This window comes from Ruegeria arenilitoris (assembly GCF_013035315.1).
In the GTDB taxonomy this organism is placed as follows: Bacteria; Pseudomonadota; Alphaproteobacteria; order Rhodobacterales; family Rhodobacteraceae; genus Ruegeria; species Ruegeria arenilitoris_D.
The window spans coordinates 118536-131953 of record NZ_WQHP01000006.1 but is presented as its reverse complement, the minus strand read 5'-3'; the positions used below and the strand labels follow the sequence as shown (position 1 = coordinate 131953).

Sequence of the window (13418 nt, the reverse complement as noted above, 5' to 3'; positions counted from 1 at the left end):
TGGTTTCATTGCGATCAGGTGATTTCTTCCATCACACCCGCAGTTGGGATGTCGGGCGCTGAGGAGTTGTCGACGATCACAAGGTCATAGCTGCCGTTGTCGAGCAGTCGCCATTGACCACCGACCAAAGGCGTTTTTGCTACGTTCTGCGCGGCGAATGGCGGCAAGCCCGCACCGTCAAAGGCGATCCGGCCCACGATCGAATCCAACTGCGTGGCGGCAATGGCTTCGGCTACGGCATCTCCGTCACCCGCGTCATCGACCCGGCCCATGACGTTGGCGGCCATTTCGAACAACGCGTGCACGAAGCCGATGGGTTGAGTCCACTGACGGCTGGTGGCTGCCGTGTATCCTTGCGCCAATTCAGCCGAGCTTGCACCAGTCAGCGATGACGAGAACGGATGCGTCGGAGACCACCAGACCTCGGAACTCAGGTTGTTGCCCGCATTGCCCAAAGCTTCGACCGCTTGCGGGAACAGGATCGCTTTACCGATGCTCGCCGCCTTGGGTGTAAAGCCCTGCTGTTTGGCCTGGCTCCAGAACGTGGTGAAATCAGGCGGAATCGGAACGCCGGTTACAATTTCGACATTCGCCTGCCGGAACGCGTTGATCTGGGCCGAGAAATCATCGGTCAGGTTCTGGTATCGTCCCGGATCCGTCAGGGTGTAACCCAACTCGGACAAGACCGGAGGGAAGCCGACATTCGGATCGCCCCACGCGTTGCCGTCACCATCATTCGGGAACAAGCCGCCAACCTGTTTGTTGGTGTCCAACTGACCCCACATCGCGGTGAAGACCGAGATCACATCCTCGAGGCCCCAGAAGAAGTGATAGGCGTAGTAAAACGGCTCCCAACTTGCAGGATCACCGGGGTTGCCCTGTTGACCGATGAACCATGGCTGCCAAGGGGCAACGGTCGAAATGCATGGCATCTCTTCCGCCTCACAGGTGGCGGCAACCGGGTTCGTCGTTTCGGGGGTTGAGGCGACCAGCATCAGGTCGACTTCGTCGTCCACGATCAACTCTCCCGCGACGTCCGCGGCACGGTTGGGGTTCGACTGGCTGTCCTTGACGATGACCTCAAAATTCGCGCCGGCTTCGGACGCGGCGAAGTTGTCCAGGATGTACTTGTCCGCCTCGGAAAATGCGGCCAGAGGTCCCGATTGCGGGCTAACATAACCCAGCTTGATCTTTGCGCCTTGTGCGATGGCAGGTGCGGCAAGGGCACCGGCGGCCAATCCAAGGCCGGTGGCAGCGCTGGATTGCAGCAGTTTACGTCGTGTGATCATGTGTCCCTCCCTTGACACGGTGAACTCAATCGCTCGGGGCGTTACCCGCCCAAGCGTTTTGCAACAGCGCCCGCAACCCGTCGGCAGCGACTGGCCGCGGATTCCAATACGGGTTTTTCAGTGCGATTTCGGTGGCGCGATCCAGGTCGGCCTCAGCAAGCCCCAGATCTTTCAATGCCGTCGGTGCGCCCATTTTCCTGGCAAAATCCCAAAGCGCCTGACCGGGACTGGTACCGCCCAGAATGCTTGAGATGGGCGCAAGCAATTCGGGCACTTCTTGTGCGTTGAAAGAGATGGCATGGGGCAGAACGATTGCATGGGTTTCGGCATGCGGCAGATCGAAAGAGCCGCCCAGCGTGTGACAAAGCTTGTGATGCAGCGCCATTCCGACCAGGCCAAGCACCGTACCGCATGCCCACGCACCTTGCTGTGTTTCAGCGCGTGCGGTCAGGTCGCCCGGCTGTTCTATGACTTTTGGCAAGCCGATAGCGAAAGCCTTCAGCCCATCGACCGCAAGTTCCGTGGTCTGTTCTGTGCGATCCTTTGCGTACAGGGCCTCGGCCGCATGAGCCATTGCGTTCAACGCGCTTGTAACGGTCATCGCGGGCGGCAAGGACGCAACGAGTTCAGGGTCATATAATATAACCCGCGGCAAAACCTTTGGGTCCGTAAGGGTGGTCTTTATCCCGTCTTCCGTCTGTCCCAGTATCGGGGTCGCTTCGCTGCCGGCGTAAGTGGTCGGAACAGCGATCTGCGGCAGTCCGGTGCGTTGGGCAATCGCTTTACCCAGACCAATCGTTGAACCGCCGCCGATGGATACGATGCTGTCCGCCAGAACTGACTGAGCGTGTTCTACAGCCTCTTCGGTCACATCGACCGGCGTGTGCATTGTTGCCCGTGTAAAGACGCCTGCCGCGCGATCCCCGATCGTGGTCGCCAGTTCCATTGCCATATCGACTTGCTGAGGTGTCGACAGCACCAGGGCTTTTGCCGACCCCAGCCCGGACAACTCAGCACAGATGTCATTCCGCAAGCCCTGACCAAACCGAACTTTTTGACCGTTGATGCTTGTGATGCTGGGGGCCATGGGGCGCGTTCCTCGAATGCATGAATATGCGGATTGAAGGAAACGCTAGCAGGGCAGGAATGCGTTCTTGATCGAATTTTCTGCAACCAATATAACTTTACGTTATGAAATTGGATCCGAGACATCTGGAGATTCTTGCCGCGATCGTTCAAGCCGGCGGCCTAAGCGAAGGCGCTGTTTTACTTGGCAAATCCCAGCCGAGTGTTTCCAGAAGCGTCTCTCTGCTCGAAGATCGGGTGGGCGAACCTCTGTTCCAGCCAACCCGCCGACCTTTGCAACCGACCGAGTTGGGCCTTGCCCTTGCGCAGGAAGGTCAGAGGATTCTGGATGCCGGTCGGCAGGCCAGTCGCTTGGTTGATGAATACCGCCAGGGTCTTGCGGGTGCGATCCGAGTTGCCGGGACACCGATCTTTATGGACGGAGTTATTTCGAGCGTAATTGCTGAATTCCAGACCGAGCACCCAAACATCCGGATCGATCAGTCCTATGGATACCCGAGCGAACTTTTGTCCAAGATTTCAGGTGAAGCTTTGGATGTCGCAATTCTGCCCATTCGCCCCGCAGACGTTGCCGACGAATTCGAGTTTCGCCAAATCTTACCCGGCCGCAATGTTATTGCCTGCCGGGCCGGACACCCACTGGCACGAAAGAAAACGGTAAAGCTTGAAGATATCACCGACTATTCCTGGATTGCACCGCCCGCGAACAGCCCGCTTTTCCGCGACTTGCGCAATACACTGGACGGCATCGGGGTTCGCGACCTAAAGATCAGTTTCACCGGCGGGTCGCTGAGTGCGGTTGTGAACGTGTTGACAGGCTCGGATTCTTTGACCGTTCTGCCTTTTTCAGTGGTCTTCATGATGCAACGGCAGAAGACGCTGACGGCACTACCGATCAAAATAGGCGATCCTGACCGTCATTTGGGCTGCATCACGCTAAGTGGGCGTCACATGTCAGCTTCAACACACCGGCTTCTTGAGTTCATCGAACGGAAGTTTGAAATGCTTGATCGATTGATTTGCGACGCTTGAACAGCGCTTCAATCGGAGAAAACTGGTGCGACATTCCAGTTTGCGCGTTGATACCATGTGTAGACCGGCCTTCAAACCGCACTAGATCAGCCAAGTTCTCGAACCCGACAAGCATAGTTCAGGGAATACTCGTGCAACAGGTTTGGACCATCAATGACGACCTGTACTCAGTGCACAACGAAAGTATGAACTTCCTGAGATGCGGCCAAGCGATGGCGGGCTGCAATCAAAACCGCTGGATGAACAGAAGTCTACTTGCACATAGCCGCGAAACTCAAGTTTAGTCATTGACTTAAGGCATTTTGCGGAATTGCCCGCCATTTCTTCACCCCTGGCTGCGTCCTGTCACACAGCGCGACTTTTGACGAAAAACAACAACACCTGAGGAGGTGGTCACACAAACCGGTTCACGTAGTTCTCGAGTATTTCCTGACGTCCAGAACATGGCACGGGGTTTAGTCCCTCCCGTAAAACACGAGCGGAGATATCATCCAGATTGCTGTCCAACAAAGACTTTGCTTGAGGAGTATCCCAACCTGAGTACCGTTCCGAAAGCGCGCGTTCCAGACCGCCGTCCTCAATCATTGCAGCCGCAGCTTTCAAACCTCGGGCGCAAACATCCATACCGCCAATATGCGCCGCTACAAGATCTGCCGCGTCTATTGACTGACGTCGTATTTTAGCGTCGAAATTTGTGCCGCCGGTGGTAAAGCCGCCAGCCTTGAGAATGTAGTAGTAGGCTAATGCAACCTCCGGAGTGTTGTTCGGGAATTGGTCCGTGTCCCAGCCGGATTGATAGTCGTTTCGGTTCATATCTACCGATCCCAACATCCCTTCCGCAGCAGCGACCGCAATTTCATGCTCAAAGCTATGTCCGGCAAGAATTGCGTGTCCCTGCTCGAGGTTCAGTCTAACCTCATTCTCCAATCCATACTTCCGCAGGAACCCGATGCACGTAGCTGCATCATAGTCGTATTGATGTTTGGACGGCTCCTGAGGTTTAGGTTCCACGAGGATTGTGCCTTTGAACCCAATCTTGTGTTTGTATTCCACAACCATGTTCAGGAACCGGCCCATATGATCCAGCTCAGTTTTCATGTCGGTATTCAGTAGGGTTTCGTACCCTTCCCGGCCGCCCCAAAGCACATAGTTTTCGCCACCCAGTTTGTGGGTCGCGTCTATGCACGATTTCACCGTCGCTGCTGCATAGGCGAAAACGTCGGGGTCCGGGTTGGTGCTGGCACCAGCCATCCAACGGCGATGACTGAACATGTTGGCCGTTCCCCAAAGCAACCTGGTGCCCGAGACCGTCATCTTTTTACCGATATAGTCGGTGATCTCTTCGAGAGTTCTCAGGTTATCCGCAAAGTTGCCTTGTTCAGGCCGGATGTCGACGTCGTGCCAGCAAAAATATGGCTGACCCAAAATCTCGAACATTTCGAACGCAATATCCGCTTTCATACGCGCCCGACCCATATCATCTTGAGGGTGCCATGGACGTTCGAAAGTTGGTCCTCCAAAAGGATCACCACCTTCCCAAGCGAACGAGTGCCACCAGGCAACCGCAAACCGCAAATGGTCTTCCATGCGTTTACCCAAAACCACTTCGTCCGGGTTGTAGTGACGGAAGGCCAGCGGGTTCGTGCTGTCCACGCCTTCAAACCGGATCTTCTCGATCCCTTCAAAAAATCCGCTTGGCATTTCCGCCCCCTATTCTGTTTTCTTCGCTGGCTGCTTGCCAAGGATGATCATCGACAAAAGATCGTCGTCTGTGACGTCAGCGATATCGACTGTGCCAACCAGTTTCCCGTTCTTCATGACCGAAGCACGGTCGCACAGTTCCATGACGGCGTGCACGTCGTGATCGATCAGGAATATCCCGATGCCTTGTGCTTTGAGCTGATGAATCAAATCCGCCACCATCTGCGTTTCATGCGGGCCCAGCGCCGCTGTCGGCTCATCCATAATCAGAATGCGCGCGTTGAAGTAGACTGCTCGAGCAATCGCCACAGACTGTCTTTGACCGCCCGACAAGGCGGAAACCGGATCACTGAACTTTTGAAAGTTTGGGTTGAGCTGCGCCATGATCTTGCGGCACTCGGCCTCCATCGCGGCGTCATTGACCAACCCAAACGGCGTCGTCATCTCGCGCCCCAGAAAAAGGTTCGACGTTGCATCCAGATTGTCGGCCAACGCGAGCGTCTGGTAGATCGTTTCTATATTGTTCGCCCGTGCGTCCCGAGGGTTTCCAATCTCGACGGGTTTGCCATCGATCAAAATCTCGCCGTGATCCATTTGGTAGGCGCCGGACAATACCTTGATCAACGTGGACTTTCCGGCCCCGTTATGTCCCAACAAGCCAACGACTTCGCCCGGATAGAGATCGACCGACACATGGTCGACGGCCTTGATCCCGCCAAAGGAAATCGAGATATCGCGCATCTCGACCAAAGGCGGAGCGCCGGAACCGCGTCCCGAATTGGAGGGTGTTTTCTGCGTATGTTGAGCTTGCATCACTTTGCCCCCAGTCGCTTGCGGTAGACGATGTCGATATAGACGGCGAGCACAAGAACGCTGCCGACGACGATGTTCTGAAACGGCGCGTCCACGCCAACCATGGCCATTCCTGATTGAAGGGCTTGCATGATCAACGCACCAAGGATCGCGCCGTAGATAGTGCCAATGCCGCCGGACAAAGCTGTTCCACCAATCACAGCTGCCGCGATGACCCGTAGTTCATCCAGCGTACCAATATCGTTTGAATGGTTCGCCAGCCGCGCCGATGCGACCACTGCGGACACGGCGCACAGAAAGCCCATCAACGCAAAAATCTTCACCGTCAGCAGGCGCGTGTTGATGCCAGACAGCTCTGCCGCATCCGGGTTACCTCCGGTGGCAAAGATGTAGCGGCCGAACCGGGTTTTTCGCGCCACGATTGTCAGGGTAACCGCCACGATGATCAGGATGAGAACCGAAATCGGTATGCCGTACCCAACGACCAGCCCTTCGGGCATCGTTTCGCCGCGCGCTTCGAACATGCGTTGCAGCCGGCGCGTTGGAATTGCGTAGCTGTTTACGATGTAGACATAGCCGAGAATGGCAATTGCGATGATCCCGGCCAAGGTGGTCTCGGCCCAAACCGGTTTTACAGGAAAACCATGCGCCGCTTTTGCGCGCCGTCCACTCCACAATGCCCAGATGGCGATCGCGGTGGCGAACAATCCAAACAGCCAACTTGCCGTGGTCCCAAGTGTCCCGTTGGTCCCGCCAAACATCAGGAACGTACTGTCCAAAGGCCCAATCGTCTGACCGCTGGTCAAGTACCACGCCACGTTTCGCCAAACCAAGAACCCGCCTAGCGTCACGATGAAAGCCGGGATTGTTAGGTAACCGACCAACCAACCGTGAAATGCCCCAATCAGTGTGCCTGCGAAAAGCCCGACAACTAAGGTGATCGCCCACGTCGCTGGATTGTTGAGACCCATCCCCAGCATATGCGGAAGCAGATCGGTTTGCGTCATCGCCATGACCGCCGAAGTCGTCGCCAGAAGCGCTCCGACCGACAGGTCGATATGCCGCGTTACGATGATGAACACCATCCCGCACGCCATGATGGCAACTGAAACCGTCTGGATGGACAAGTTGAACAGGTTGCGGGGGGTCAGAAACCGGCCGTCGGTGACGATGTTGAACCCGATGCAAAGGATGACAAACGCGCCGATCATTCCCAAAAGCCGCATATCCAATTCCAGTTGCTGGAACAGGCTGGGTTTAGCTTTTTCTGGTATCGGCTGAGACGAAGTTTCGGTCATTTCCGATCTTTCATATTCAGCATTTGCCCCAGGCCCGGACTAAAGGGCCCAGGGCTGAGTGGTTTAGTTACAAGGCGCAGGTCCGTTTTCAACGCCCTGGCACAGATCCTCCAATGGGATCCATCCAGCGTCTACAACAACAGACAGGTTGTCCTTGGTGATCGGCACAGGTGCAAGGAAGACCGAGTTCATCTCGGTGCCACCGGGCGACGTCCAGCTGACCGCACCTTCGACTTCTGCAGGGCTTGTGCCGCCGCTCAACGCAACCGCGATTTCGCCAGCTGCCTTGCCAAGCTCACGCGCGTCTTTCCAGACCGAAACTGTCTGAGTGCCTAGCGCAACGCGGTTCAACGCTGCATGGTCTCCATCCTGTCCGGACACTGGAATGCCTTCCATGCCCTGCGCGGTTAGCGCCGCAACAACCCCACCTGCAGTACCGTCATTTGACGCAACGACCGCATCCACTTTGTTCTCATTAGCGGTCAGGATCTGTTCCATGTTACGCTGAGCGTTCGCAGGCAGCCAGCCATCAGTATAGGCTTCGCCAACGATTACGATGTCACCGCTGTCAACGGCAGCTCCGATGATCTCTTGCTGACCGCCCCGCAGGAAGTCGGCGTTCGGGTCCGTGGGAGAGCCTTTGATCATGACATAGTTGCCCTTCGGCATGGCCTCAAAAACGGCGCGGGCCTGCATTCTGCCGACTTCCACATTGTCGAAGGTCAGGTAAAACGCACGGTCGTCTTCGATCAGGCGGTCATAGGCAATCACGGGGATACCTTCGTCTGCCGCGGCCTGAACCGCTGGTCCGATGGCCTGTGCGTCTTGCGCCAGAATAATAAGCGCGTCCACGCCTTGGGCGATCAGGCTTTCAATGTCCGATAGCTGCTTTGCCGATGACGACTGTGCGTCCGCCGAAATGTATTCGGCACCCCCAGCTTCAAGTGCAGACTTGATGGCCGCCTCATCCGTTTTCCAACGCTCTTCCTGAAAGTTCGACCAGCTTACGCCGACCACTGGCTCTGCGAATGCGGTCGAAGCCAACAAAGTGGCCACAACCGAAAAGCTGAGAATTCTTTTCATGATTTCCTCCCATTTGCCGAGCCATCGCATTTCGATTCGTGGCCCTCACAATTGTGAATATCATATTTATTTCAGTCGGTAAAATATTTACTCTATAAGACGCACTCAAATACAAATAGATTGAGCCAACAGAAAGATTCGCGAGGACAAGATGCTGAAAAGCAAAGCCTCTCCGGTTTCTTTGGAACAAAGAAACACGACCCGCTTGCGGGTTTTGGAGCACATCAGAGCTAAAGGGGCCGTCTCGCGGATCGATATCGCAACAGCGTTGCAAACCAGCCCCGCGACTGTCACGGCCGCTACGGCTGATCTGATCTCTGCCGGGCTGATCAAAGAGACTGAAAGCCAAGCACAGTCCAAGTCGGCCAAGAGAGGCAGACCCAGAGTATTGCTCCAATTGGACGGACAGCGGCACCTTGTGGCCGGTCTCAAAGTGGCGCGGCAAGTGATCTCGGTTATACTGCTTGACTTCGAAGGTAACGAAATCGCGTCTCATAAATTCACTCTGGAAAACCCCAGAATGTCGCCGCAAGAGTTTGTGTTGGCGATCCGCAATGCCCTTAAGGAAACATGCAATCAGATCGACCGGTCCATCGCTTGCTTAGCGGGCGTTTCGATCGGGGTCGCCGGACTGGTTGATGCAAACAGGAATTTTGTTCACTGGTCCTCTTCGATCAAAGACAGCAACGTTGACTTCAGCCAATTGCTTTCAAATGAGCTTCCCTGCCCCGCATTTGTCGACAACGACGCCAATCTTGTTGCCAAAGCTGAACAGCTTTTTGGCTTGGGAAAAGGGCTAAAGAATTTTCTCGTCGTGACGATCGAACACGGGGTTGGCCTCGGCATCGTTTTGGATGGCAAACTTTATCGAGGAGAACGAGGCTGCGGCGCAGAATTCGGGCACACCAAAGTTCAACTTGATGGCGCCCTTTGCCAATGTGGTCAACGCGGGTGTCTTGAGGCCTATGTAGGCGACTATGCCTTGATCCGTGAGATGACAGTCTCAGGGCAGATCAATAGAATGGCCTCTGTTTCCGACATACATGACCGCGCCAAATCAGGTGACGACCGCGCGTCTTCGGTACTTGCCCGCGCAGGCCAGATGTTCGGACTGGGGATATCCAACCTGATCAATCTCTATGACCCTGAGTGTATTATCGTGTCCGGGGCACAAATGAGTTTTGAACATCTGTGTTCCGACGAAGTAATGGAACGTATTCGAAATGGGGTCGTGAAGGTGGATGCGCCCTTACCCGAGATCAGAATTCATCATTGGGGCGACACGATGTGGGCCAAAGGTGCGGCTGCATATGGGATCGAACAGATCTCGATCCTCAAGGTCAGGGAACTAGCTGCGAATGCGTCCTGAGCTTGCGATACTGGTGACTTTTGCCACTGTTGCGCACGCGGACACCGATATTCCTCGGTTTAAAAACATCGATGTACCGAAACATGTCTATGATGGCGAATGGGAGCATTTTGTTGGCGGAGGCGTCGCCGTTTTCGATTGTAATGGGGACAGCCTCCAAGATTTCTTTGTGGCAGGCGGATCGAACCTGTCTCAACTGTTCAAAAACACCTCCGGGGAACAGGTATCATTTCAGGCAGAAACGCCTGAAAGCTTATCGCTGACCGGTGTGACCGGCGCCTACCCTCTTGATATTGATAGCGACGGCATAATGGATCTGGCTATTTTGCGTGTTGGCCCAGACCTGCTTCTTCAGGGCCAACCCGACTGCCAATTCAGCCCGTTCACTGAACTCGGCTTTCACGCAGAGGATCACTGGACCACAGGTTTCTCAGCAACATGGGAAAGCGGGCAAATCTTACCGACATTGGCGTTCGGCACCTATGTTGATCGTTTCGATCCCGAAGGACCTTTCGAGACCTGCGGCCCGACCATTCTTTATCGCCCCGAAAGCGGTTCCTACCGTGAACCTTTGTACCTTGAGCCCGGCTATTGTTCGCTTTCGATACTGTTTTCAGATTGGGCCCGAACGGGCCGCGCGGATCTGCGCGTGAGCAATGACCGTCATTATTATGTCCGTGGCGGTCAGGAACAGTTGTGGGCGATGGAGCCAGAGCCCCGACAATATACAGAAGTCGAAGGCTGGCTGCCTTTTTCGATCTGGGGAATGGGGATAGCCTCGCGTGACCTGACGGGGGATGGGTTTCCCGAGGTTTACCTGACCTCTATGGGTGACCAAAAACTGCAGGTTTTCGACCCGGAATCTGGCGGCCCGACCTGGCGCGATGCAACTTACGAAAAGGGTACGACCGCACATAGGCCGCACATTGGAGGTGACGGAAGGCCCTCAACCGGGTGGCACGCGCAGTTTGGCGACGTGAACAATGACGGCCGGGACGACATATTCGTGGCCAAGGGCAACGTTGAACAGATGCCCGACGCCGCCCTGAACGATCCTAACAACCTGCTTTTGCAGAACTCCGATGGCCACTTCGTGGAAACCGCGGCAGATGCCGGCGTTGCTTCGATGGCTAAATCACGCGGCGCGGCCCTTGCCGACTTAAACAATGACGGTCAGTTGGATCTTGTCGTCGTCAATCGAGGCTCTGAACTCGAAGTTAGCCAAAATATTTCACCAGATCGAAATTGGCTATTGCTGGATGTCGCTCAGGATCGACCCAATCGCGCAGCAATTGGTGGGTTTGTTGAAGTTAAAACCTCGCAAGGCAGTCAGACCCGCGAGCTTACAGTTGGCGGTGGCCACGCAGGTGGTATCGCTGGGTTTCATCATTTTGGGCTCGGTAAGGAAGACAAGGCTAAGGTTCGCATGATCTGGCCGAATGGAGAAAAAAGCGAGTGGCGGGAATACCCCTCAAACCAAATCATCCGAGTTAGACGTTGATTACTTGTCGACCGGCAGCCCGCTAGGAACATGGTCAGGCACACCCAGCCGCTGTGCCGGGTCCTCAAGGCTTTTTAGAAAGCTGAGAAGAGCGTCAATTTCCTGATCCGTCAGACTTACTTTCAACAAGCTGTTGCTTTGGGCAATCGCATCCACGTGCTGATTATCCGACATTGCCCTTTGATCTTCAGAGCCGGGGAAGTCCGGCAAGTTGGCCATCTCGATCGAGTAGTTTCGCAACGATGCAACCGGGTCCAGATGGTGGCGTACAATATCCTCAAGTTCAGCAAAGGCTCCGTTGTGTCCGTATGGGGCGGTCAGGGTCACGTTGCGCAGCGATGGCGTACGAAAAGCAAACGCGTCTTCGGGATCGCCGGTTACGCGAAGGCGCCCATCGTCCCTGACATGGTTTTCAAATCGCGCCGCCTTTCCCGGACCGATCTGAGGCAGTGCGATCGAATGAAATTTGTGATCCGTCTGAAACCAGCCCGAATGACAGTTACCGCAGCCGGCCTTTCCGTAGAACAAGCCCATCCCAATTTCTGCCTCTTCTGACAGTTCAGCCTCACCTCGCATCGCGCGATCGAACGGACTGTTATCCGCGCGCCACTCGAACGCGATAAAGTCAGCGATTACATTTGCAATTGCCGTGAACGTAATTCCATCATCCGGCGCTAATTCCCTAAATCTCTGCTCGTACTCCGGGATGGCCGCAACGCGTTCTGCAATCAGATCCCACGCACCGCCTTGCTGTGTCAGAAATCCCAGGCGAACCGCTTCGCTCACGTCATTCTCTGAATAATGACCCGCCATTTCGTCCGGCGACAAAACCGGGAACATGGCTTGTGCAGCCAGGGCAGACTTGAAACCGGATCGCATATTAGTACCCAACGGGGTTCTGAACCCGTCTGGTTGCGTTGCATCTGCCTCAAGCCGCCCATCATGAAAAAAAGTCGTGAACTCGGTAGCTCCAAGGTTCCATAGCCCTGGTGAGTTTCGAGGAATTCGTTGCTCCGGAGTGTTCTCTGGGTCCAGTGTCCGCTCTGGACCCAACCCAATTCCTCCTTCCCCGACACCTAGGGAAAGACTGTCAGATGTCCCAAGCTTGGGATGATGGCAGGTCGCGCAACTGGTGTTTTTGTTGCCGGACAATATTGGATCATAAAACAGCAACTGCCCCAGCTCGACACTTTCAAAGTCAGGTTCGAGGAACTCCGGCAGAGGACCAAGCGATTGGGCATGTGTGCTACTCGCACTTGAGATTATCAGGCCAATAGTCAGGAAAACCGAACCCACTTTCATGTTATCCCCCAGACAGCTCTAGGGTAAGTTCCTGCCGATACGGGTTCTCCGGGGTGTAGATGATTGACGGAAACGAAGAGATATTCGGCGCGTTTGGGTAACCCGATGGTTCGATGCACACACCGCGTGAAGCGTGAGGCGGAGTTGTCATCTTATAGCCCGAATAAACCTGCGCTCCGGGTTGGTCAGAGTATACCGTCAGCACAAGGCCAGAGGGTGAAGTGAATTCCGCAATTGGAGCTTTCAGGTCGCGATCCTGATCAAAGCAGAAATAGTGATCAATCCCATTCGACTCACTTCCAATCGTTTTGGGCGTAGAGAAACCCAACCCGTTTTCAATGGCAGCAAGCACACTGCCCGACGGTATACCCTGACCGTCGATTTCCAGATATCGATTTGAAGCAAGCTTTAGCTTGTGCTCGTCCACGCCGTCTTTTGCACCCAAAGTGTAGTAGTTGTGTTGCGCAATGCTTATTGGCGTGGGCCGGTCAGGTTGTGCAGTTATCGAATAGGCCAAGCGTGGAAACTGTAGGCAAACTCTGACCTCAAACCTTATATCTCCGGAAAAGCCGCTTTCTCCGTCGCTCGATACATAGCGCAGCACAACCTCGCTCCGAGTCCGCTGTTCGAGATCCCAGAATTGCTTGGAAAGCCCCTCCTTACCACCATGCAGAGTGCTTTTGCCTTCGTTCACGCTCAGATCAAAACTCTCGCCCCCCAAGTCAAACCTCGCGCCGCCAATCCGGTTCGCAACGCGCCCGACAATTGCGCCCAAGTAGCGAGTATCCGAGAGGTAGGCGCCCGGGTCGTCAAACCCTAGGATGAGCGGAGTATCTTTGAACCACCAGCCTTGTGTAATAGCCCCGTAGTTTAGAACCGAAAGACTCATATCACCGTCGGTAAGGATGGCCGTTTCAATTTGACGGGGCTTTTCCATTTCCAGG

Annotated in this window: 11 protein-coding genes; 3 read left to right on the top strand and 8 right to left on the bottom strand. The window is 55.0% G+C overall.

From position 1 onward, the window contains the following. Window positions 1-14 precede the first annotated feature (14 nt). Window positions 15-1289, bottom strand: a complete 1275-nt coding sequence (locus GOV53_RS14465; protein WP_170467743.1) for an ABC transporter substrate-binding protein — start codon at window positions 1287-1289, stop codon at window positions 15-17. A gap of 25 nt (window positions 1290-1314) precedes the next feature. Continuing rightward, entirely contained in the window at window positions 1315-2376 is a 1062-nt protein-coding gene (locus GOV53_RS14460) for a maleylacetate reductase (protein ID WP_170467741.1), read from the bottom strand. Window positions 2377-2480: 104 nt separating this feature from the next. On the opposite strand from GOV53_RS14460, the gene GOV53_RS14455 reads away from it, so the two are divergent. Next, window positions 2481-3407: a LysR family transcriptional regulator gene (locus tag GOV53_RS14455; protein WP_170467739.1), complete on the top strand. Its 927-nt coding sequence runs from the start codon at window positions 2481-2483 to the stop codon at window positions 3405-3407. Window positions 3408-3800: 393 nt separating this feature from the next. On the opposite strand, the gene xylA is transcribed toward GOV53_RS14455, so the two are convergent. The 4 genes from xylA to xylF form a co-directional block, all read right to left on the bottom strand. After that, window positions 3801-5108, bottom strand: coding sequence for a xylose isomerase (gene xylA / locus GOV53_RS14450; RefSeq protein WP_170467737.1), 1308 nt, complete (start codon window positions 5106-5108; stop codon window positions 3801-3803). 9 nt (window positions 5109-5117) lie between these two features. Beyond that, entirely contained in the window at window positions 5118-5921 is an 804-nt protein-coding gene (locus GOV53_RS14445; protein ID WP_170467735.1) for an ATP-binding cassette domain-containing protein, read from the bottom strand. After that, window positions 5921-7219: a sugar ABC transporter permease gene (locus tag GOV53_RS14440; RefSeq protein WP_170467733.1), complete on the bottom strand. Its 1299-nt coding sequence runs from the start codon at window positions 7217-7219 to the stop codon at window positions 5921-5923. The genes GOV53_RS14445 and GOV53_RS14440 overlap by 1 nt, the downstream gene beginning before the upstream one ends. Before the next feature lie 63 nt (window positions 7220-7282). Beyond that, complete coding sequence (xylF, locus tag GOV53_RS14435; protein WP_170467731.1) at window positions 7283-8302, bottom strand: D-xylose ABC transporter substrate-binding protein; 1020 nt, start codon at window positions 8300-8302, stop codon at window positions 7283-7285. A 151-nt stretch (window positions 8303-8453) separates the two neighbouring features. On the opposite strand from xylF, the gene GOV53_RS14430 reads away from it, so the two are divergent. Together GOV53_RS14430 and GOV53_RS14425 are read left to right on the top strand one after the other, a co-directional pair. Then, entirely contained in the window at window positions 8454-9671 is a 1218-nt protein-coding gene (locus GOV53_RS14430) for an ROK family transcriptional regulator (protein ID WP_170467729.1), read from the top strand. After that, window positions 9661-11172, top strand: coding sequence for a CRTAC1 family protein (locus GOV53_RS14425; RefSeq protein WP_170467727.1), 1512 nt, complete (start codon window positions 9661-9663; stop codon window positions 11170-11172). Before GOV53_RS14430 ends, GOV53_RS14425 begins: the two co-directional genes overlap by 11 nt. Here the strand turns inward: GOV53_RS14425 and GOV53_RS14420 are convergent, their stop codons facing one another. After that, the gene (locus GOV53_RS14420; RefSeq protein WP_170467725.1) at window positions 11173-12474 is read right to left on the bottom strand and encodes a cytochrome-c peroxidase; all 1302 of its coding nucleotides are present in this window, start codon (window positions 12472-12474) and stop codon (window positions 11173-11175) included. A 1-nt stretch (window position 12475) separates the two neighbouring features. Further along, a complete protein-coding gene (locus GOV53_RS14415) occupies window positions 12476-13411 on the bottom strand; it encodes an aldose epimerase family protein (protein WP_170467723.1) in 936 nt (311 codons plus the stop codon). Window positions 13412-13418: the final 7 nt, after the last annotated feature.